General features: G+C 68.7%; 20 protein-coding genes. 1 reads left to right on the top strand and 19 read right to left on the bottom strand.

What is annotated here, in order from left to right:
• Window position 1 precedes the first annotated feature (1 nt).
• The 10 genes from BTE28158_RS11165 to BTE28158_RS11120 are packed head-to-tail and all read right to left on the bottom strand — an operon-like array spanning window position 2 to window position 9,798.
• The gene (locus BTE28158_RS11165) at window positions 2-880 is read right to left on the bottom strand and encodes an SDR family oxidoreductase (protein ID WP_151047235.1); all 879 of its coding nucleotides are present in this window, start codon (window positions 878-880) and stop codon (window positions 2-4) included.
• A 41-nt stretch (window positions 881-921) separates the two neighbouring features.
• Window positions 922-2,073, bottom strand: coding sequence for an acetyl-CoA C-acetyltransferase (locus tag BTE28158_RS11160; protein WP_151047237.1), 1,152 nt, complete (start codon window positions 2,071-2,073; stop codon window positions 922-924).
• Window positions 2,073-3,140 (bottom strand): acyl-CoA dehydrogenase family protein, encoded by a 1,068-nt coding sequence (locus BTE28158_RS11155; protein ID WP_151047239.1) that lies wholly within the window; start codon window positions 3,138-3,140, stop codon window positions 2,073-2,075. The genes BTE28158_RS11160 and BTE28158_RS11155 overlap by 1 nt, the downstream gene beginning before the upstream one ends.
• A 35-nt stretch (window positions 3,141-3,175) precedes the next feature.
• Window positions 3,176-4,345, bottom strand: coding sequence for an acyl-CoA dehydrogenase family protein (locus tag BTE28158_RS11150; RefSeq protein WP_124903942.1), 1,170 nt, complete (start codon window positions 4,343-4,345; stop codon window positions 3,176-3,178).
• Window positions 4,342-5,145 (bottom strand): enoyl-CoA hydratase family protein, encoded by an 804-nt coding sequence (locus BTE28158_RS11145; protein WP_151047241.1) that lies wholly within the window; start codon window positions 5,143-5,145, stop codon window positions 4,342-4,344. The genes BTE28158_RS11150 and BTE28158_RS11145 overlap by 4 nt, the downstream gene beginning before the upstream one ends.
• A gap of 25 nt (window positions 5,146-5,170) precedes the next feature.
• Complete coding sequence (locus BTE28158_RS11140; protein WP_151047243.1) at window positions 5,171-6,259, bottom strand: NAD(P)H-dependent flavin oxidoreductase; 1,089 nt, start codon at window positions 6,257-6,259, stop codon at window positions 5,171-5,173.
• A complete protein-coding gene (locus BTE28158_RS11135) occupies window positions 6,256-7,182 on the bottom strand; it encodes an enoyl-CoA hydratase (RefSeq protein ID WP_059679406.1) in 927 nt (308 codons plus the stop codon). Before BTE28158_RS11135 ends, BTE28158_RS11140 begins: the two co-directional genes overlap by 4 nt.
• 8 nt (window positions 7,183-7,190) lie before the next feature.
• The gene (locus BTE28158_RS11130) at window positions 7,191-7,988 is read right to left on the bottom strand and encodes a CoA-transferase subunit beta (protein WP_151047245.1); all 798 of its coding nucleotides are present in this window, start codon (window positions 7,986-7,988) and stop codon (window positions 7,191-7,193) included.
• A gap of 10 nt (window positions 7,989-7,998) precedes the next feature.
• Complete coding sequence (locus BTE28158_RS11125; protein ID WP_124903938.1) at window positions 7,999-8,892, bottom strand: CoA transferase subunit A; 894 nt, start codon at window positions 8,890-8,892, stop codon at window positions 7,999-8,001.
• A 9-nt stretch (window positions 8,893-8,901) separates the two neighbouring features.
• The gene (locus BTE28158_RS11120; protein ID WP_151047247.1) at window positions 8,902-9,798 is read right to left on the bottom strand and encodes a VOC family protein; all 897 of its coding nucleotides are present in this window, start codon (window positions 9,796-9,798) and stop codon (window positions 8,902-8,904) included.
• A 561-nt stretch (window positions 9,799-10,359) separates the two neighbouring features.
• Here BTE28158_RS11120 and BTE28158_RS11115 point away from each other — a divergent pair.
• Window positions 10,360-11,946 (top strand): hypothetical protein, encoded by a 1,587-nt coding sequence (locus BTE28158_RS11115; protein ID WP_151047249.1) that lies wholly within the window; start codon window positions 10,360-10,362, stop codon window positions 11,944-11,946.
• Between the two features lie 10 nt (window positions 11,947-11,956).
• Here the strand turns inward: BTE28158_RS11115 and BTE28158_RS11110 are convergent, their stop codons facing one another.
• The 9 genes from BTE28158_RS11110 to BTE28158_RS11070 all read right to left on the bottom strand — a co-directional run bounded on the left by BTE28158_RS11110 (window position 11,957) and on the right by BTE28158_RS11070 (window position 21,922).
• Entirely contained in the window at window positions 11,957-12,610 is a 654-nt protein-coding gene (locus tag BTE28158_RS11110; RefSeq protein ID WP_151047251.1) for a hypothetical protein, read from the bottom strand.
• A 793-nt stretch (window positions 12,611-13,403) separates the two neighbouring features.
• Window positions 13,404-14,177 (bottom strand): SDR family NAD(P)-dependent oxidoreductase, encoded by a 774-nt coding sequence (locus BTE28158_RS11105; RefSeq protein WP_151047253.1) that lies wholly within the window; start codon window positions 14,175-14,177, stop codon window positions 13,404-13,406.
• Window positions 14,178-14,214: 37 nt separating this feature from the next.
• Entirely contained in the window at window positions 14,215-15,801 is a 1,587-nt protein-coding gene (locus tag BTE28158_RS11100; protein WP_151047255.1) for a FadD3 family acyl-CoA ligase, read from the bottom strand.
• Between the two features lie 46 nt (window positions 15,802-15,847).
• Window positions 15,848-16,897: a ferredoxin--NADP reductase gene (locus BTE28158_RS11095; protein ID WP_151047257.1), complete on the bottom strand. Its 1,050-nt coding sequence runs from the start codon at window positions 16,895-16,897 to the stop codon at window positions 15,848-15,850.
• A gap of 10 nt (window positions 16,898-16,907) precedes the next feature.
• On the bottom strand, window positions 16,908-17,099 hold the full coding sequence (locus BTE28158_RS11090) for a hypothetical protein (RefSeq protein ID WP_151047259.1): 192 nt from the start codon (window positions 17,097-17,099) through the stop codon (window positions 16,908-16,910).
• 37 nt (window positions 17,100-17,136) lie between these two features.
• The gene (locus BTE28158_RS11085; protein WP_059451250.1) at window positions 17,137-17,655 is read right to left on the bottom strand and encodes a flavin reductase family protein; all 519 of its coding nucleotides are present in this window, start codon (window positions 17,653-17,655) and stop codon (window positions 17,137-17,139) included.
• On the bottom strand, window positions 17,655-19,412 hold the full coding sequence (locus tag BTE28158_RS11080; protein WP_151047261.1) for an FAD-binding protein: 1,758 nt from the start codon (window positions 19,410-19,412) through the stop codon (window positions 17,655-17,657). The genes BTE28158_RS11085 and BTE28158_RS11080 overlap by 1 nt, the downstream gene beginning before the upstream one ends.
• Before the next feature lie 10 nt (window positions 19,413-19,422).
• Window positions 19,423-20,616: an acyl-CoA dehydrogenase family protein gene (locus BTE28158_RS11075; protein WP_059600552.1), complete on the bottom strand. Its 1,194-nt coding sequence runs from the start codon at window positions 20,614-20,616 to the stop codon at window positions 19,423-19,425.
• 166 nt (window positions 20,617-20,782) lie between these two features.
• Window positions 20,783-21,922, bottom strand: coding sequence for an LLM class flavin-dependent oxidoreductase (locus BTE28158_RS11070; protein WP_059600601.1), 1,140 nt, complete (start codon window positions 21,920-21,922; stop codon window positions 20,783-20,785).
• Between the last annotated feature and the right edge of the window lie 32 nt (window positions 21,923-21,954).

The following is a 21,954-nucleotide window of genomic DNA, read 5'->3' as shown; positions in this document are numbered from 1 at the left end:
CTCAGCTCCCGTACACACGCTGCGCGGGACGCGCGTCGGCGAGCAGCCGCGCGACCGCCGGGCCGACCTCGGCCGGCGCCCAGCGCGCGCCACGGTCGACGCTCGGGCCGGTGCGCCAGCCTTCGGCGACCGCGATCATCCCGCCTGCGACCTCGAACACCTGGCCCGTCACATCGGCCGACAGCGGGCTGCCGAGCCACACGACGAGCGGCGCGACGTTGGCCGGATCGAAGTAGTCGAAGCCGCCGTCCTCGGGCTTCTTCATCATGTCGGCGAACACGCCTTCGGTCATCGACGTGCGCGCGGCCGGCGCGAGCGCGTTCACGCGCACGCCGTACCGCTGCAGCTCGGCCGCCTGCATCAGCGTGAGCGCCGCGATGCCGGCCTTCGCCGCGCCATAGTTCGACTGACCGATCGACCCTTGCAGCCCGGCGCCGGAACTCGTGTTGACGATGCGCGCGTCGACCTGATTGCCGGCCTTCGCGGCGTCGCGCCACACGCGCGCCAGCACGTTCGACAGGCAGAAGTGGCCGCGCAGATGCACGCGCATCACGTCATCCCAGTCGGTTTCGGTCATGCTGGTGAACATCTTGTCGCGGCAGATGCCCGCGTTGTTGACCAGCACGTGCACGTCGCCGAACGCTTCGCGCGCGGCATCGACGATCTGCTGCGCGGTATCGATCCTGGTGATGTCGTCGGCATTCGCGAGCGAGCGGCCGCCGCGTCGTGCGATCTCGTCGCACACGGCTTGCGCGGCCTCGTGGCGGATGTCATTGACGACGACCGCCGCGCCTTCGGCCGCGAACGCGAGCGCGTATTCGCGCCCGAGCCCGCCGCCGGCGCCGGTGATGATGGCGGTGCGTCCGTTACAGATTCCCATGCTTGTGCCTCCTGGATCGAGAGATCGTGAAAGTGCCGCGCTCACAGGCGCTCGATGATCGTGACGTTCGCGAGGCCACCGCCTTCGCACATCGTCTGCAATCCGTAACGGCCGCCGATACGTTCCAGTTCGTGCAGCAGTGTCGTCATCAGCCGTGCGCCGGTCGCGCCGAGCGGGTGACCGAGCGCGATGCCGCCGCCGTTCGGGTTGGTCTTCTCGTGCGGGAAGCGCGTGTCGGCGAGCCACGCCTGCGCGACCGACGCGAACGCCTCGTTCATTTCGACAACGTCGATCCGCGACCAGTCGAGCCCGCTCTTCTTCAACGCGGCCTTGGTCGCCGGGATCGGCGCGGTGAGCATCCACAGCGGATCGTCGCCGAGCACGCTCAGGTGGTGAATGCGCGCGCGCGGCGTGAGCCCGTAGCGCTTCAGCGCGTCCTCCGACACGATCAGCAACGCGGCGGCCGCATCGCAGGTCTGGCTTGCGACGGCGGCCGTCAGCGAGCCGCCCGGCATCAGCGGTTCGAGCGTCGCCATCTTTTCCAGCGACGTGTCGGGTCGCGGCGTTTCGTCGTGCATCACGCCTTCGAGCGGCACGATTTCCCGCTTGAAATGGCCAGCCTCGATCGCCGCCACCGCGCGGCGGTGGCTTTCCAGCGCGTAACGCTCCATCGCGTCGCGCGACAGGTTCCAGTGATCGGCGATCCGCTGTGCCGCGACGAACTGCGACACCGGCGCGTCGCCGAAGCGCGCGCGCCAGCCGGTGCTGCCCGAGAACGGGTCGTTGAAGCCGAGCGGCGCCGCGCTCGTCATTGCGGACGAGATCGGGATCTGCGTCATCGTCTGCACGCCGCCCGCCACCACCACGTCCTGCACGCCGCTCATCACGGCCTGCGCGGCAAAATGCACGGCCTGTTGCGACGAGCCGCACTGGCGGTCGACCGTCACGCCCGGCACCTGCAGCGGCAGCCCGGCCGCGAGCCAGCAGGTGCGCGCGATGTTGCCGGCGAGCGGGCCGATCGTGTCGACGCAGCCGAATACCACGTCGTCGTATTCGTCGGCCGGAATCGCGTTGCGTTCGACGAGCGTCTTCAGCACGAAGCCGCCGAGGTCCGCCGCATGCACGTGCGCGAGCCTGCCCTTGCGGCGGCCGGTCGGCGTGCGCAGCGCGTCGACGATATAGGCTTGTTTCATCAGTGGGTTTCCTCGAAGTCGAAAGTCTGCGCGGGGCCGATCGGCAATGCCTGGCCGACGATCGCGTCGGCCACGCGGGCCTTGTGGAATGCGTTGTCGCCCCAGCTGCCGGAGAGCGCCCAGATCCGCTTCATGAAGATCTGCAGGTCGAGCTCCCACGTGTAGCCGATCGCGCCGTGCACCTGCATCGTGTGGCGCGCGGCCAGTTGCGCGGCGGCGGTCGCCGCGAGCTTCGCGTGCGACACCAGCACCGCGCGCTGCGGATGATCGTCGGCGATCGCCCGGGCCGCGCGCGCCACCACCGGCCGCGCGAACTCATAGCGAATCGCGACGTCGGCGAGCAGATGCTTGAGCGCCTGGTACGAGCCGATCGCCTTGCCGAACTGCTTGCGTTGCGCGCTGTAGTCGATCGCGACGTCGAGCACGCGCTGCGTGAGGCCGAGCAGCTGCGCCGCGACCGCAAACGCGCCGTGGTCGAGCGCGCGATCGAGCAGCGGCGCGGCTTCGTCGGCGCTCGCGATGCGCGTGGCCGCCGACGGCTCCCAGTCGAGCGTGAACAGGCGCCGCGACGGGTCGACGCTGTCGACCGGGCGCCACGCGCACTGCGCGGGATCCACGCGGTGCAGCTCGCCGCGGTGCTCGCACAGCAGCGTTTGCGCGACGTGAACGTCGGCCGCATACGGGTTCACCGGATGCACGAGCGCGACACGCGCGCGCCCTTCGGCGATGTCGCGCAGCAGCGCGTCGCGCCAGTCCGCGGCGGGCAGTCGCGCGAGCACGCCGGCCGACACGAGCGCCGTGTCGAGCAACGGCTCCGGGCTGCCGAAATAACCGTAGGTCTGCGCGAGCAACGCCCATTCCACTTCGGTCAGGCCGAGACCGCCGTGCGTCTCGGGCACCGACACGGCGGTCAGCCCCTGCGACGCGAACAGCGACCACAGCGCGTCGGAGCGGCCCGTCGGCGTGGCCCACAGCTCGCGGATCAGCTCCGGGGTCATCTCGGTCATCAGCAGGCGCTTCACGCTGTCCGCGAGCGCTTCCTGGTCTTCATCGAATACGAAATCCATACGATGTCCGTTCAGTGAGGGTGGCGCCTGCGCGCTTACGCGCGCGGCATGCCGAGCATCCGTTCGGCGACGATGTTGCGCTGGATCTCGTTGGTGCCCGCATAGATCGGGCCGGCCTGCGCGAACAGGAAGCCGTCGAGCCAGTGACCGAGCATCGCGTGCTGCGCGGCCGACTGCGGGACGACCTCGCCGTGCGCGCCGAGGATGTCGAGCGCGGTCTGGTGCATCCGCAAATCGAGTTCCGACCAGAACACCTTGTTGGTGCTCGACTCCGCGCCGATATGGCCGCCCTTCAGCAGCCGGCTCGCGGTCGCGTAGGTCGACAGCGCGTACGCCTGCGCATCCATCCACGCGGACACCACGCGTTCGCGCAGCGTCGGGTCGCGATCCGCGCTGTCGCGGTGCGCGAGATACAGGTCGCGCAGCGCCTGCGCGGTGCGCTGGAAACGGGCGGGCGAACGCAGCATCAACCCGCGCTCGAAGCCGGCCGTCGCCATCGCGACCTGCCAGCCCGCGCCTTCGGCCGCGAGGCGGTTCTCGACCGGCACGCGCACGTCGTCGAAGAAGATTTCCGCGAAGCCCGTCTGCCCGTTCAGCTGGCGGATCGGCCGCACCGTGATGCCCGGCGTCGACAGCGGCACCATCAGGAACGTGAGCCCGTGGTGACGCGACGATTCGGGATCACTGCGGAACAGCCCGAACAGCCAGTCGGCCCACACCGCGCGTGTCGACCAGATCTTCTGGCCGTTGAGCACGTATTCGTCGCCGATGCGGATCGCCGTCGTGCGGATCGCGGCCATGTCCGAGCCCGCGTTCGGCTCCGACCAGCCCTGCGCCCACACGTGCTCGCCCGCCGCCATCGCCGGCAGGAAGCGCGCCTTCTGCTCCGCCGTGCCGAAATCCATCAGCGTCGGGCCGAGCAGGAAGATGCCGTTCTGGTTCACGCGCATCGGTGCGTCGGCGCGCCAGTACTCTTCCTCGAAGATCAGCCACTCGATCAGGTCGCAACCGCGCCCGCCCAGCTCGCGCGGCCACGTGACCATGCTCCAGCGCCCCGAATGCAGCGTGCGCTCCCATTCGCGGTGCGCGATGAAGCCTTCCTCGGTGTCGAAGCTCGGCAGCCGCTCGCGCGGCACGTGCGCGGCGAGCCATTCGCGGATTTCCGCGCGGAACGCCTGCTGTTGCGGCGTATAGGTCAGGTTCATGCGCGTGCCTCCTCGGCTTGCGCGTCGAACCGCGCGTCGCGCTTCTCGACGAACGCGGCACGCGCCTCCGTCGAGTCGTTGGTCATGTATGCCTGCAGCGTGAAGCCCTGCTCCCAGCGGTACTTGTCCTCGAGATCGCCGTCCTCGACGCCGTTCAGCGCCTCCTTCGCGAGCCGCACCATCGCCGGGCTCTTGTCCGCGATCTTGCGGGCGATCGAGCGCGCCGCGTCGCGCAGCGCATCGCGCGCGACGACCTGCTCGACCGCGCCGAGCCGGTAGGCTTCGGCCGCGTCGATCATCTCGCCGGTGAAGTACATCGCGCGGACCTTCTGCACGCCGAACAGTCGTTGCAGATGCGCGCCGCCCCCCATCGCGCCACGGTCGATCTCCGGCACGCCGAAACGCGCGCAATCGGCCGCGACGACGATATCCGCCGCGCCGCAAATGCCGATCCCGCCGCCGAGCACGAAGCCGTGAACCGCCGCGATCACCGGCTTCGGGTTGCGGTGCACCGCGCGGAACGTCTCGTAGTTGCCCGCGTTGACCGACACGATCCGTTCCGGATGCGCGGCCAGCTCCTTGATGTCGACGCCTGCGCAGAAGCCGCGGCCTTCGCTGCGCACGACGATCACGCGCACGTCGTCGTCCTCGCCGAGCGCATCGAGCGCCCGCGCGAGCGCATGCCAGCCCTGCGCATCGAGCGCGTTCACGGGCGGATGAGCGATCACCAGTTCGGCGATGCCGTCGGCGCGCTCGATCCGGAACGGCATCGCGCCGCCCGGTTGTTTGGATGTAGTCATCTCCACTGCCTCCCTGTGATGTCTTTCAAGCCGCGTGGGTCGCCGTCGCGCCGCGCAACGCGGCCAGCGCGTCGAGCCGCTCGCCGGCTTCCGCGACGATCCGCGCGATCAGCGCGTCGCACGATTCGATCGCGCCGATCATCGCGGCCGCCTGGCCGCTCGGCAGCACACCCTCGTCCGGCCGCCCCTCGACGATCGCGCGCTGAATCAGGAACGGCGCGTTCGCGGCCATCAGCGTCTGGCTCGCCGTGTAGTCGTGCGAGCGCAGCGCCTTGATCGCGAGGCCCAGCATGTCGGTCGTGCGCAGCCCGTTCTGACGGCGCCAGGCTTCGGCCGTCTTCAGCGCGAACAGCGTGCGGCGCAGCGGGCCGAAGCGCTCGAGCTTCAGCAGATACGGGTTGTCGATCATGCGTTGCGGCAGCCCGTCGAGCGCGTCCGACACGCGGATCCGCGCCGGGTCGCCGACCGCGACGTACCGGTCGAGCGTCGCGCGCGGCACCGGCGATTCGGCGCTCATCAGGAAGCGCGTGCCCATCGCGATGCCGGCCGCGCCATACGCGAGCGCAGCAGCCAGCCCGCGCCCGTCGAAGAACCCGCCGGCCGCGACCACCGGCACGCGCACCGCGTCGAGCACCTTCGGCAGCAGCAGCGTGGTCGGCACCGAGCCCGTGTGGCCGCCGCCTTCCGCACCCTGCACGGTGACGACGTCCGCGCCGAGCTCGACCGCCTTCGCCGCGTGCTTCGGCGCGCCGACGGTCGGCATGCAGACGATGCCGGCGTCCTTGAAGCGGCGGATCGTCTTCGCGTCCGGCCCGCGGCCGTAGCTGACCGCGCGCAGCCGGTGCTTGATCGCGAGATCGACCACCTGCGCGGCGTTCTTCTGGAACATGTGGAAGTTGATGCCGAACGGCTTGTCGGTCAGCGACTTCACCTTCAGGATCTCGGCCTCGACCTGCTCCGGTTCCAGCGTCGCGCCGGCCAGGAAGCCGAAGCCGCCGGCGTTGGCGGTCGCCGCGACGAGCCGTGCATCTGCCACCCAGCCCATCGCGGTCTGCACGATCGGGTAGCGGCAGCCGAGCAGATCGCACAACGGGGTATGCAGCGTCGTGCTCATGCCGCGGCTCCGTTGACGGCGGCCGGTGCCGCATCGGTCCGTCCTTCGCCGTCCGCCTGCGCCGGCCTGCGCTGCGAGCTGGCCATCTTGCGCGCGTCGTAGCCGCCGAGGCGGTCGCCGCTGACGAGCTCGTTGTGGGCATGCGCGAAGTGATGCCATGCGAAGGCCGCATCCATCGCCGCGCGCTTGCCCTGCAATTCCTCGACGTGGTTCAGCGCCTGCTTGGTCAGCGCGAGGCCGAGCCGCGGCATCGTCGCGATCTTCGCGGCGATCGCGTAGGTCGCGTCGCGCAGCCGCTCGCGCGGCACCACGCGATTGACCATGCCCATCTGGTACGCACGCTCGGCCGGCATCCGCTCGCCGAGGAACAGGAATTCCTTCGCGATGCGCGGGTTCAGTTCGTACGCATGTGCGAAATACTCGACGCCCGGAATGCCCATCCGCACGACCGGATCCGCGAAGAACGCGTCCTCCGACGCGACGATCAGGTCGCATACCCACGCGAGCATCAGCCCGCCCGCGATGCACGCGCCGTGCACCATCGCGATGGTCGGCTTCGGCAGGTCGCGCCAGCGCCGGCACATTCCGAGGTACACCTCCTGTTCGCGCGCATAGAGGAATTCGCCGCCCTCCTTGTCGACGTGGTCGTACCACAGCGACGCGCGGTCGAACGACTCGTGAATGTCGCGGCCCGGCGTGCCGATGTCGTGGCCCGCCGAGAAATGCTTTCCGGCGCCCGCGAGCACGATCGCCTTCACGGCGTCGTCGTGCGACGCGCGCCGGAACGCCGCGTCGAGCGCATACGTCATCTTCGAGTTCTGCGCGTTGTGATACTCGGGACGGTTCATCGTGATCGTCGCGATGCCGTCCTCGACCGCGTAGTCGACGACACCTTCGCCGAACGTCATCTGGGTCGCTTCCATGTCGGACCTCATCCGCGGCGCGGCGCCGGATTGTTGCGCACGATCGTCGCGCGCAGGTTGTGAGGGTCGAGCGCACGCACGATGCGCAGGTCTTCCGCGCTCGGCGCGGCCGTCGTGCCGAGTTCCGGTGCGGCGACCAGCGGGAAACCGGTCGCATCCTGCACCTCGTCGAAACTCACGCCCGGATGCAGCGAACGCACGCGGATCGCGTGATCGGGGCCGCCGAAATCCATCACGCACAGGTCGGTGACGATGCTGCGCAGGTCGACGAAGGTCTTCATGCCGGGCAGCCGGCGCGCCGGGTTGTAGCCGACCGTGCAGACCATGTCGACTTCGCTTTCGACGAACGTGCGCTTGCCGTGGCCGCTGACGAAGAATGAATTCGCGTGATTCGTCGAGTTGCCGGGGAAGCCGCGCGCGCCGAGCAGTTGCGTCTTCGGACGCGCGTAGTCGTCGCCGAGCCACGAGATGTTCGCCTGGCCGAAGCGGTCGATCTGCGTCGGCATCACCAGCGCGTGGCGGCGGCCGTGCCACAGGCAGTCGAATACGCGTTCGTAGGTCATCCAGCCGCTCGCCTTCACGCGATGGCCGTCGGGGCGCGGGCCGAGCGGGACCGGCTCCTCGACGAGATACGCCTCGCCGTCGGTCAGCATCAGACCGTTGTTGTAGGCGAGCCGCGCGAGGCCGGCCGCGAGCCGCGGACCCGTGCCGATGCCGGTCGCCAGCACTTCGCCGTCGTCGCGCCAGAGTCGCGCGGACACGACGATCATCAGTTCCGCGAGGGAATGGTCGAGAGATTCGCTCACAGGCGCTCCTTTACAGAATCGGCAACGGCAGCGTCGTCACATGCGGCAGGCCGCCGACGCCTTCGAGATACTGGCGTTCGTCCTGGCCGACCACGTCGCGCAGGTACGCCGCCGTCTTCGCATCGTCTTCCGCGCTCGCGCAGTACGCGCGCAGGTGCGGCAGGTCCCAGCCGTAGGCCGGCCCGCACGACGTCGGGTGCGCGCCGCCCGGCGCATGCACGACGCCGGTGACGAGCGAGCGCTCGAACGGGTTGCGTTTCGCGGCATCGAGGTCTTCGGTCGCGAGCGACGCGTCGACCGTTTCCGCCGACACGTAGCAGCGCTGCGCGGCGCGCGCCATCCACGCGTCGAAGAACGGATCGGGGCCGTCGATGCGCGTGTTGCCCATCCGGTCGGCCGCGTTCACGTGCAGCAGCGCGACGTCGAGTTCGAGTGCCGGCATCGCGAGCAGCGTCTCGCCGTCGTCGTACGGCGACTTGACCGTGCGCAGTTGCGGCGCGTGATCGAGCAGCGCGGTGCCGAGCCCGGCGCGGGTCGGCAGGAACGGCAGGCGCGCCGCGGCCGCGCGCAGGCCGAGCTGCAGCATCCCTTCGTCGAGTTCGAGCACGTCGATACGGCCGTGTTCGCGGGCACGGCGAAAATGCGGTTCGAGCGGGATCACGTCGAGCGACACGAAGCCGAACACCACCTTGCGCACCTTGCCCGCCGCGCACAGCAGGCCGACGTCGGCGCCGCCGTAGGCGACGACCGTCAGGTCCTTCAGGTTCGAGCGCGCGATCTCGCGCACCAGCGCCATCGGCTTGCGCCGCGGCCCCCATCCGCCGATGCCGATGGTCATGCCGTCGGCGAGTTGCGCGACCACGTCGCGCGCGGACATCGTCTTGTCGAGAGGTTTCATCGTCATCGTGCTGGCTTACCGGTATCCGATGCTGAAATCGTGGCCCCACTGGCTCACCTTGGTGGCCTCGAACACCGCGTGCTTCGACCAGTCGACCGTGAGGCCGCCGAAGCCGTATTCGAGATCGAAGCCGCCGGGGGTCTTCATGTAGAACGAGATCATCTGGTCGTTGCAGTGCCGGCCGAGCGTCGCCGACATCTTCACGTCGTGCGCGGCGACCCGGTCGAGCGCGCGGCCGACTTCGTCCATCGAGTCGACTTCGGCCATCACGTGCACGCAGCCCGACGGCACGGCCATCTCGAACAGCGCGAGGCTGTGATGGCGCGCGTTGCGGCAGTGCATGAAGTGAATGCGCTTCTCGGGTTCGGCGGGGTCCGGCGTGAACTTCACGCGGTAGATGTCGGACAGCTCGAAGCCAAGCACGCCGCGCACGAATGCGTCGGTCGCGTCGAACTGCGGCGCGGGCAGTACCGCGTGGCCGAGCCCCATGTCGCCGGTGACGAAGCGGGCGACGCCGAGCGGCGACACGAAGCGGCGGAAGTCGCAGCGCGCGCCCCAGTACAGCTCGTGGCGGTTGCCGGACGGGTCGGTGCACCACGCCATGGCCTGCACTCGGCGCAGCGCGGCCTCGTCGCGCGTGGCGCGCACGGCTTCGACGCCCGCGCGCTGCAACGCAGCGAGCGCGGCGTCGAACGCGGCGCTGTCGGGCAGTTCCCAGCCCGACGCGAAATAGCGGTCGGTTGTGCCGGGGACGATCACGTAGCGGAAATCGCGCTCGTCCATCTTCAGGTACAGCGCGCCGTCGGGTGCGTCGAGCGCCTGCATGCCCAGCACGTCTTCCGCGTAGCGGCGCCACGCATCGACGCGGGTCGCCTCGACCACGACGTAGCCGAGCGCACGGACATCGATCATGTCGGCCTCCTCCAGGTTCAGATTCCGTTGTTCGTGAAAGGATTCTGGCCGGTCGGGGATGGCGTCACATCGTCTGTTGGGACGAGAGCCTGCGGGGAGAGAGAGCGTGGCGCGGCGGGTGCGCGCAGCGAAACGATGCCGCGTTGCTGCGGCGCCGCAAACGACATCGGTCGAGCGGGGCCGCAACGACGCGCGGGCATCGGCGACAACGCCGACGGCGTGCGTACGGTTCAGCCGGAATAACCGGTCCGGCGGTTTATCTTTCTTACGGACGAAACATCAGGAATGCCTGAAAAAATCGGCCGGAATGCTTATTTCTTCTGCGTAGAAATCAACGATTTACCCCGAGCCGGGAATCGTCGTCGACAACCTGGCGTCATGGCGTCGACCCAGTCTGGACAAGCGCTACAGCCTTCCGCCGACTGCCTGTAAGCGGGCTACGAAGCGCCGAGACAAACTTCGACACATGCATCATGGACTTCGATCCGTGTAACGGGTATGTTACTCAAGCGGCGTTTAATGTCTTTCATAAATATCAATAACGGCCTACAGGATCACCCATTGAAAACCATAAAAAACCCGCTTTCGCTGTCCGACCTGTACGAGGCGTCGGCGGCGATGAACCGGCGCGGCTTCATTCGCCTCGGCGCGTATGCCGCCGTATCGATGCTGGCCGCCTGCGGCGGCGGCGGATCCGACGCACCGCCGCCGGACCCGCACCCTGACGGCGTCTCGCTGACGCTCGCCGTGCAGTCGGCCGCGTCCGGCACCGCCGCGCTCGATGCCCACTTCGCGAGCCTCAGCTTCGAGAAAGGCGCCATCAACGACAACTACTTCCGTGCCGACAACACGAACCTCATCGGCCTGCTCAACACGCTCGGCGGCGGCGTGCTGCGCATCGGCGGCAACAGCGTCGACCGCTTGACGTGGGCGCCCAACGGGCCGGGGCAGATCCGGGGGCAGATTTCGCGTATCGACGTGGCGCGATTCGGCGCGTGCCTCAAGCAATGTCCCGCATGGAAAGTGATCTACGGGATCAATTTCGCCGGTGCGCGCGGCTCGGTGACCTCGCCGTCGCAAGCGGCCGACGAAGCGCTGTACGTGTCGCAGCAGCTCGGCGGCCAGTTGCTCGCGTTCGAGATCGGCAACGAACCCGATCAATACGGCGACCGCAGGACGCCGAACCTGGCCGGAATCAACTACGACATCTTCCTGAACGGCGGCACGGTCGCCCAGGGCACGATCGCGGGATGGAACCAGTTCGCGCAGGCGATCGCGGGCGCCGTCAGCGGCGCCGTGTTCAGCGGGCCGGCCGCCGCCAGCGACACGCCAGGCTGGGCGGAGTCGTTCGCGGCGAGCCAGGGCAGGAACATCGCACTGCTGACGGAGCACTACTACATCAGCAACTACAACGACAACGCGCCCTCGATCGCCGGGATGCTCGCCTACCCCGATACCAACCTCGTGACGGCCCTGCAAAACATGCGGTCCGCCGCGCAGAATGCCGGCGTGCCGTTCCGGATGGGCGAGACCAATTCGTATTTCAACAGCACGAAGCCGGCCGGCGTCAGCAACGTGTTCGCGAGCGCGCTTTGGGCGATCGATTTCATCTTCACGCATGCGCAGTACGGCGCGAGCGGCCTGAATTTCCACAACAACGGATCGATCAAGAGCTATACCGCGATCGCCGATTCGCAAGGCGAAGTCACGGCCGTGCAGCCGCTCTATTACGCACTGCTGCTCTTTTCGCAAATCTTCGCGGGCGGCGGCGCCGGTCAATTCCTGAATACGACGCTCAGCCCGAGCACGGCGGCCGTGAGCGCATTCGCGGTCGCGACCAATCAGGGCGCGACCTACGTCATCATCAACAACAAAGATACGGCCAGCGCCGCAAACGTTACCGTCACGCTCGACTCGCAGGCGTCGCGCGCGACAGTGATGACGCTCGCTTCGTCAGGTGACGCAACGGGTGTCCAGCTCGCCAATCCGGGCATCTACAACGGCGGAACACCGATCACGTTCGGCGGGCAGGCGGTCGCGCTGAATGGCGCATGGAACGGCACGCCGCAGCAGACGCTTGCCGTCGCGAAACAGCAGGTGGCCGTGAGGGTCGCGCCGGTGAGCGCCGCGCTGATTCGCATCCGGTAGCACGTCCGGCTCAGAAGCGATACGAGATCCCGATCTGCAGGACCGGATACCACCGATATCGCGACATCATCCGGTTCAGTTCGTCGAGGCCGCTGGAGGTCAGGATCTGGCTCTTCTGCGGCCCGGCGGCGGCGGCGAGTTCCGGCGACAGCGTGTAAGAGGAGCGCGGGATCCCGTATGCGACACCCAGATCGGCGACGAAGCCGAGCCCTTTCGACGCCAGCCGATGCCCGTAGCCGATCCCGACGTACGGCATCACGGTCGGATAGCGCGCCTCCGCGACCGCATACATCCCGGGCAGCGCCGGGTAGCGCTTGCCGGCGAAGACGTAGGTGCCGTTGGTGGGCACCGACACGCCGCGGATTTCGTCGTCGGTGAAGCGCAATCCGATCGTCGCGCGAAAGCCGCTGCCGCGCCATGGAAAGATGTCCGCATACAGGCCGCCTTGCCGCAGCTTGATGTCGTCCTGATAGCGATTGCCGGCCACGGTGAAGTCATGCGTCAGATTGATCGCATTGAAATCCGCGTGTGCGCCCAGCACGGAGTTGAAGCTCACGGCCGCGCCGATGCCGACGCCTTGCGTGCCGCCCTGCAGGTAGATTTCCTGCGCGTGCGCGCCAGCCGCGAACACCATCGCCAGCGCAGCCCATTGGTTCATTGTCATTTTCACGGGCGTCTCCCCGACATGTGCCGGGCGCGCCGACCCGCCGCGTGCAGCGCATGCCGCCACGCGCAGCGGGCCCCCCGGCACGACATCTCGCAAGCAAGCTTGCTATTTGACGGATCACGCGTGCGGTGTCCGTTCGTGTCGCCGATACGACGCATTGCGCGTCCGACACGACCGGCCACCATCCTGCGGCGCGATCCGATCCCCGATATTTCGATGTCATTGCGTGCCGCTCCCGCGATTCGTCGTTGCCATCGGTCGCGGTTGTGTCGAGCGGCTCCGGCCTAACCGCAAGGCGTGTGCCATGCGGCGCGGACCGGCGCGGGACAAGCGTCGCGGCCTGACGTCCGGGGTTGCGCGGGAGGAAATCGACGGAAATGTTTCAGGAGCGCATCTGTTTTCGGCGCGTCAGCGCCGTGCCCGATGCCGGGAAGCAGCGAATCGGGCGTCGCGACGCGCGCCGGGAAAGCGTGCGCGGCCGTCGGCGCACGCGAAGTCGCCGCGGCCGGCAAGCGCGTGTGACGCCACGCACGGAAGAAAATGTTTCATCAACGTGACCTCGCGCGAACCGCTCGTGGTCCGAGAGGCGAGATCGCGCGATACGGGTCAGGGTGAATACCGAGGACGATGCGTGCGCAACCAGTCGCTGGTGGGATGGCCGTTCATACGCATCGATGCATGCAATGTGGGCCGACGATACCGTTCGCCGGCGGTATGCAGATCCGGCGCCGGGAGCAACTGACGCGTTCGTCTGCCGAGCCCGCTCGTCCAAGCGGGCCCCCTGCATCCGCTACAACCCGTACCCGCCGGACACGTTCAACTGCTGCCCCGTGATGTAGTTCGCGCGGTCCGACGCGAGAAACACCGCCGCGCGCCCGATATCGTGCGCCTTGCCCCAGCGCTTGAGCGCGAGCATTTTCTGCGTCTCGTCGATCCATGCCTGGTCGAACTGCCCTTGTTCGAGCAGCACCGGAAACATCCCCGCCTCGATCACGCCGACCAGGATCGAATTCGCGCGAATCTCGTGACGGCCCTCCTCGCGCGCGAGCCCTCTCACGAGCGCCTCGTTCGCCGCCTTCGGCGCGACCGACAATCCATCGCGATCCGGCCAGCGCAGATGCCCGGCCGAGCCGAGCGTCACGAACGACCCGCCGCCCGACGCACGGAAATGCGGCAACACGGTCTTCGCCGCATTGAAGAAGCCGACGGTCTCGACCTCGATCGCGCGCCGCCAGTCGTCGTGCGTCATGTCGCCGATTCGGCGCTGGTTCACGAACGGGCCGGCCGCCCACACGATCGTGTGCACGCGGCCGTGCGCGTCGATCGCTGTCGCGAGCGCCGCATCGATCTGCGCGGGATCGGTCACGTCCACGCAATGCGTGGTGGCCGCGACACCCGTGCCGCGCAGGTCGCGCGCGACCCGCTCGGCCACGTCGGCCTTGCTGCGATAACCGAGCGCGACCGGCACGCCGGCGCGCGCGAATTCGAGGGCGACGCCCTGCCCGATCCCGCCGCTGCCGCCGAACATGAGCACCGCGCCCTGTGGAAATCCGGTGTCGTTCATGTGTTCATTCCATTGGTGACATATCGCGCGCCGGCGGTCAGGCCGCCGCTTCGGTGCTCGCGCGCAGCCGGTACTTCAGCACCTTGCCGGCCGCGCTCGTCGGTAGTTGCTCGACGAACGTGAAGTGGCGCGGCACCTTGTAGTTCGCCATGTTGCTGCGCGCCCAGTCGTTCAGCGCGGCGGCGTCGGTGTGCGCGCCGGGACGCAGCACGACGTACGCATGCCCGACTTCGCCCAGCCGCGTATCGGGCACACCGACCAGCGCAACCTGCGCGATCGCCGGGTGCGCGGCCAGCAGCCGCTCGATCTCGGCCGGATAGCAGTTGAAGCCGCCGACGATGAACATGTCCTTGATCCGGTCGGTGATCTTCAGGTTGCCGTTCGCGTCGACACAGCCGAGGTCGCCGGTATGCAGCCAGCCGTCCGCGTCGACGGTTTCGCGCGTTGCGTCCGGCTGGTTGAAGTAGCCGCGCATCACGTTGTAGCCGCGCACCCAGATCTCGCCGGTCTCGTCTGGCCCGAGCGCCGCGCCGTCCTGCCCCGCGATACGCAACTCGACGCCCGGCATCGGCCGGCCCGACGTGCAGGCGATCGTCTGCGCGTCGTCGCCATGACGGCACAGCGTCGCGAACCCGCACGATTCGGTCAGCCCGTAGCCGGTCAGCACGGTCTCGAAGCCGAGCTCCGCGCGCATCCGCTCGATCAGGCTCGGCGCGATCGCGGCCGCGCCCGTCACCGCGATCCGCAGCGACGACAGGTCGCGCGTCGCGCGATCGGGCGCATCGAGCAGCGCGTAGTACAGCGTCGGCGGGCCGGGCAGCACCGACACGCGTTCGTCGGCGATGCGCCGCAAGACGTCGGCGGGCTGGAACACGAGATGCGGCAGCACGGTCGCACCGCTCGACAGCGCGGCGAGCCAGCCCGCCTTGTAACCGAACGTATGGAAAAACGGATTGACGATCAGGTAGCGGTCGTCCTGGTGCACGCCGGCGATCGTGGCCCACGCCTGCGCGGCCCGCAGGTTCTGTCCGTGCGCCGTCATCACACCCTTCGGGCGGCCCGTCGTGCCGGACGTGAACATCAGGTCCATCACGGTATCCGGTGTCACCTGCGCCTCGCGCTCGCGCACGGCGGCGAGCGGTACCGCCGCGCCGCGCGCGAGGAACGCGTTCCAGGTTTCGTCGCGCGAGCCGAACGGCGGCTCGCCGTCGAACACGACGACGCGTTCGAGCGTCGCGGGCCGGTGCGGCGCGAGCATCGCCGGATAGGATTCGCCGAGGAAGGTGCCGCAGCAGAACAGCAGCCGCGCGCCGCCGTCGTGCAGGATGCCGCCCACCTCCATGCCCTTCATCCGCGTGTTGACCGGCACGAGAATCGCGCCGACGGTGTGGATCGCCAGCGCCGCGACGATCCATTGCGGCAGGTTCGGCGCCCAAACGGCGATCCGGTCGCCGGCGTCGATGCCGCTCGCGAGCAGCGCGCGCGCCGCTTCGAGACGCGCCGCATCGAGTTCCGCATAGGTCAGCCGGCCGTATTCCGACTCGATCGCCGGATGCGCGCCGTGGCGCGCGGCAGCCCGCGCGATCAGCGCGGGCGTGGTGAGGATTTCGTTGTCCATCGTCATAGGCATCGCAACAGGGTTGCCGCGCGCGCCGCCGGCGCGCCACGGCTCAATCGGGGAACACCACGCGCAGCGCGTCGCTCGCGGGCCGCGCGCGGCAGGCGAGCGTCCAGCCGGCCGCGATCTCGTCGTCGTCGAGCACGTGGTTGCCGTCAAGCGCCACTGCCCCGCGTTCGACCCGGCACATGCATGCGCCGCACTGCCCCATCCGGCAGGAATTCGGCGCGGGCAGCCCGGCGCGCAGCATTGCGTCAAGCAGTGTTTCGCCGGGCGCGCTGTCGAACGCGAACGCCTCGCCGTCGAGCACGGTCTCGATCGCCGCGCCATCGCCGGAGTCAGCCGCAGCGGTCGTTGCGGACGATGCCACCGGATCGGCCTGCGCCGACGCATCGGGCAGCGACGCGAAGCGCTCGACATGCACGCGCGCACGCGGCAGCCCGAGGCCGAGCATCGCGGCGAGCGCATTCTCCATGAACATCGCCGGCCCGCAGATGAACGTTTCCTGCTGGCTGAACGGCCGCGCGAGTTCCTCGAGATGCCGCTGCTGCGGCACGCCCTGCACGCTGTCGAGCCAGTGGATCACGCGCAGGCGCCCCGGGTGGCGGTGCGCGAGCTGCTGCAGTTCGTCGCGGAAGATCACCGAGCGCTCGTCGCGGTTCGCATAGATCAGCGTCAGCATCCCGCGGCCGTGCACGAGCGCCGATTTCAGGATCGACAGCACCGGCGTGATGCCGCTGCCACCCGCGAACAGCAGCAGGTCGCCGTCGAGCGTGCGCGGCGTGAAGACGCCGGCCGGCGGCAGCACGTCGAGCGCATCACCCGCACGGATGTGGTCGCACAGCCAGTTCGACGCGCGACCGTCGCGCACGCGCTTGACGGTGATCTTCGGTGCCGCATCGATACCCGGCGCGCTCGACAGCGAATAGCAGCGCGCGACGGTCGCGTCGGCACACGGCACGTGCAGCGTCAGGAACTGGCCGGACCGGTATGCGAACGCATCGCGCAACGCGGCGGGCACGTCGAACACGAACGAGCATGCGTCGTCGCTTTCGGCAATGACGTCGGCAACGGTCAGCCGGTGAAAACGGGAATCGCTCATCGCCGGCTCCTCATGCCGCACCGGCGGCATGCCGGCCGGTTTCGCTCGTGCGGACCCGTGCCGGGTTCAACGCGAGCGCCGGTGCGATACATGCGAACGCATTGAGCACCTGCGTTGCCGCAGCACCGATCAACAGCACAAGCGCTCGCATGATCGTTGTGTCCGCACCGTTCGCGATATTGCGGTTCAGTCTGCGTGTCATGAGTCGTCTCTTTCCGATGCGGTCAGGCGCGCGGCCGTCACGCGGCCGCGCGGTTCGCGGGCGCGCCGGGCGTCGTATACGCGCCGTCGAGATAGACGAGCGGATCGACGTCGCCACTCATCAGCACTTCGCGGATTCGCCCGATGAACACCGTATGCGTGCCGTATTCGAAACGGCCGTCCTGCTCGCACACGAGGCTCGCCTGCGAATCGTGCAGATACGGGACGCCGAGCGGCGACGTGCGCCACTCGCCCGTCGTGAAGCGCGCCTCGCCCTTCAGGCGGCCGCTGCAGTCGATCGCGATGCCTTCGTGGCGTGCCGACAGCACGTTCACGCAGAACGGCGCGCCCGCGTCGAGCGGCGGATACAGCGACGCATTGCGGTTGATGCAGATCAGCAGCGACGGCGGATCGGTCGACAGCGAATCGACCGCCGTCGCGGACATCGAGTAGCGCCGGCCGTCGTGCGCACTGCTGATGACCGTGACGGAGCGCGCGAGGCGGCGCATCGCCAGCAGCATGTCGGTGCGCAGCGGATGGGTAGTGAGATCGCTCATCATTGGACTCCGTCAAGTTCAGTCGTGGACGGCCGGTCTGACCGTCCGCCGGCGTCGGCCGCCTGCGCGGCCAGGTGGTCGGCGGCGATGAACCCGAAGGTCATCGCCGGACCGAGCGTCGAGCCCGCGCCGGGGTAGCTCGCGCCCATTACCGATGCACTGGTGTTGCCGATCGCGTACAGGCCGTCGACCGGCGCGCCGTCGGCGCGCAGCACGCGCGCGTGCTCGTCGGTGACGAGCCCGCCCTTCGTGCCGATGTCGCCCGCGTCGATCCGCACCGCATAGAACGGCGCCTCGTCGACCGGGCCGAGACACGGATTCGGCTGGTTTCTCGGATCGCCGTAGTACGTGTCGAACAGGTTGTCGCCCTTGCCGAACGCTTCGTCGATACCGGTTGCCGCGTAACGCGCCATGTCGCGCAGCGTGTCGCTCAGCCCGGCCGCATCGACGCCGATCCGCCCGGCGAGCGCATCGATCGTGTCGGCCTTCACGAGCACGTCGCGAAACGCGTCCGGAATGCGCGAATCGGGCATCATCGGTGCCGGCATGATCGGACCGCACGGATACTTGCGGCGAAAGCGCGCGTCGAACACCATCCACGCCGGCACGCACGCGCCGGTGCGCGCATGGTCGCGATACATCGCCGGCACGAATTCGGAATACGGCGCGGCCTCGTTGACGAAGCGCTTGCCGAGGCCGTTGACGATCACGCAGCCCGGCAGGTTGCGTTCGACGAACAGCGCACGCTGCTTCTCCTCGCCCGCGACGCCGACCGTCGGCGCGCCCCATACGTGTTCCATCAGCGCGAGTGCGCCGCCGAGCCGATGGCCTTCAGCGATCGCGTCGCCGGTGTTGGCCGGCGGCGTCGCGCTCCATTGCATCTGCGTCGGTTGCGGCAGGTAGCGTTCGCGCATCGGCTGGTTGCGCTCGAAACCGCCCGCGCCGAGGATCACGCCGCGCCGCGCGACGATCGTCACCGGCTGCCCGAAGCGCTGCACGCGCACGCCCGTCACGCGGCCGTCGACCTCGAGCAGGTCGCGCATCGGCGTGTCGAGCCACACGGGCACATTGCGGTCGAGCAGCGCGCGACGCAGCCCGCCGATCAATGCATTGCCCAGTGTCAGGCGCCGGTCGCGCCGCGTGCGGCGGCGCACGCCGAAATCGAGCCAGTACCGGCCGAATTGCGTGATCGCGAGCTTCATGAAGCCCGGCCCGCGCGAGAACAGCGTGTGCGCCTCCTTCGACGTCACGGCCACGCGGCCACCGATCAGCGTGCCGGGTGCAGGCGGACGCAGCCGGTCGAGTTCGTCGCCGAGCAGCGCGCCGTCGAACGGCAGCGGATCGAGCGCGCGATAGCCCGGCATCGCGCCCGGCAGCCTCTGGAAATAGTCCGCGTACTTCGGCAGCGCCTGGTAGCGCACCGGCGTCTTGGTTTCGAGGTAACGCAACATCTCGGGCGCCTGGTCGAGATACGCGTCGAGCCGCTCGCTCGACGACCCGCCGGCCGTGCACGCATCGAGATAGCGGCGCGCGGCCTCGCGCGTATCGGTCACGCCGAGTTCCGCGATGTGGTGGTTGCACGGGATCCAGATGCCGCCGCCGGAGATCGCCGACGTGCCGCCGTACAGCGCCGTCTTCTCGATCACGACGGCGGACAGCCCGCGGTCGGCCGCGCGGCATGCCGCGAGCAGCGCGCCCGCGCCGGAGCCGACGACCACGACGTCGAACACGTATTGCTGGGCTTGCGTGTCGTTCATCGCGACCTCGTCAGATGAAGTAGTCCGTGTTCTCGCGGCCGAGCATCACGGCGCCGAGGTTCTGGCCGAAGCGGTCCACGTTGTTCGCGTAGTGCGCGCGGGCCGCATGCAGGTCGAGGAAGCGGCGCACCAGCGGATTGCGGTGGTAGATGCCGTTGCCGCCCGCATAGCGCAGCAGCGCGTTCGCGGCCTGCGCGCAGCGCTCGGCGACCTGCGCGGACTGGTAGCGGAAATGCACGCGGCGCTCGATCGACACGGCCGGGCCGCCCGTCACCGACGCCATCAGTTCTGCGAAATTGCGCTTGAGCAGCACCTTCATCTCGTCGATCGCGACGGCCGCGTTCGCGCACGCGTTCTGCGCACCCGGATCGTCGGTCGTCTTCGCGCCGCTGTTGGCCGACACGCGCGTGGCCGCATAGCCGGTGAAATCGTCGAGCGCGCCCTGCAGCGCGCCGATGCACGACGTGCACACCGCGCGCACGAAGATCTGCGCGAACGGCAGCTTGAACAACGGCGCGTCGTTGACGGCCAGGCCCGGGCTCGTGCCCATCATCCCGTCGAGCGCCTTGTGCGTGCGGTAAGCGGGCACGAATGCGTCGTCGACGACGATGTCGTGGCTGCCGGTCGCGCGCAGGCCGAGCACGTCCCAGTCCTGCTGGATCCGGTAGTCGGATTTCGGCAGCAGGAACGTGCGGTATTCCGGCGGCTGGCCGGCTTCGGCCGGCGGCACCAGCGCGCCGAGGAACACCCATTCGCACAGTTCGCTGCCGCTCGAGAATTTCCAGTGGCCGGAGAGTCGGAAGCCGCCTTCGACCGGCGTCACGCGGCCGACCGGCATGTAGGTCGACGCGATCAGCGTCGCGGGATCCTTGCCCCACACGTCCTGCTGCGCGCGTTCGTCGAACAGCGCGAGCTGCCAGTTGTGCACGCCCACGACGCCGTATACCCATGCCGTCGACATGCAGCCGCGCGCGAGCGCCATCTGGATGTCGAAGAAGGCTTGCGGATCGAGCTCGTAGCCGCCGTAGCGCTTCGGCTGCAGCACCTTGAAGAAGCCGGCGGCCTGCATGTCGGCGATCGTCTCGGCCGGGATGCGGCCCTGCGCTTCCGCCTGCGCGGCGCGGCCGGCCAGCGTCGGCGCCAGGGCCTCGGCCCGGGCGATCAGCGTGGTGGCCAGTGCGTTCGAATCGTTGTCGCGGTGCACGAATGTCTCCTGTGATACGGGGCGCGCACGGCGGCGCTCATCCCGGTCTCTCTCTAAGTGGTTCGTCGCGGCCGGCGCCGCGAGCCAGGGCTCCTGCCGACGATGGTCGGGCTCGCGCGGCCGCGCCGCATCGTCCGAAGGGACGACGGGCGCGGCCCGCCCCGCCTTACGCGCAGGCGCGCTCCTTCTCCTTGTTGAAGAACGGGATCACGTGCTCGCCGATGTTGCGGATCGTCTCCATCTGCGCTTCGTGCGGCACCGTGCCCATCTGGCACAGGAACAGCACTTCGTCGACGCCGGCTTCCTGCAGGCGGCCGACGTAGCCGATGCAGTCGTCCACCGTGCCGTATGCGTGGTTCGGGTTCATCATCGCGAGCGCCGGGTCGGCGAAGTTCACGACGACTTCCTCCGACGCGAAGCGCGAGCGGATCACCATCTCCCCGGTGTCGGCCTGCACGAGGTCGTCGCCCCACTTCGCCGGGTCCGGACGCTCGCCGCCCGTGTACCAGTACGCGAGCGACTCCATGAAGTAACGCTGGCCGCGGATGCCGATCTTGCGGGCGGCCTGGCCATCGGCCATCACGACCGTCGGGCACAGCGCCGCGAGGTGCTGGGTCGGGCGGAAGCCGACCTGGTCTTCCGGCTTGCGGTTCGCCCACGCTTCGCGGTACACCGCGTTCTTCTTCGCGACTTCGTCGGGGCCGCCGAAACCGAGCACCAGCGCGCCCATCCCGCGCTGGCCGGCACGCAGCAGCGCGTCGGTATTCGTGCACGCGAGGTACATCGGCGGGTGCGGATCCTGGAACGGCTTCGGGTGGATCGGGCGCTTCGGGATCTTGATGTACGTGCCGTCGTGCTCGATCTCGTCCTGCACGAACATCTTCGGCACCAGGTACATCGACTCGTCGATCATCGGCTGCAGTTCGTTGAGGTCGTAGCCGAACGCACCGGCTTCCTGCTGGCTGCCGCCCTTGCCGACGCCGAAGTGCACGCGGCCGCCCGACAGGATGTCGAGCAGCGCGACGCGCTCGGCGACCTTGATCGGATGGTTCATCGCCGGCGGCAGGCACACGACGCCGTGGCCGAGGCCGATGCGCGTCGTGCGGCCGGCCAGGTACGCAAGGAAGGTTTCCGGCGCGCTCATGTGCGCATAGTTGGTCAGCGACGTGTGCTCCACGCACCAGATCGTGTCGAAGCCGACCTGCTCGGCGAGCAGCGCCTGTTCGACCGTCTCCTTGAATACCCGGTGGTCGCCCTCGCGCGATGCGTCGGTGGTCTGGGCTTCGTAGATGAGGGAAAACTTCATTGCGTGCGTCTCCATGTATGTTGGACGAGTCG

This window comes from Burkholderia diffusa (assembly GCF_902499115.1).
Classification (GTDB): Bacteria; Pseudomonadota; Gammaproteobacteria; order Burkholderiales; family Burkholderiaceae; genus Burkholderia; species Burkholderia diffusa.
Note: the sequence above shows the minus strand (reverse complement) of the source record. Positions and strands in the feature narration are given on the sequence as shown.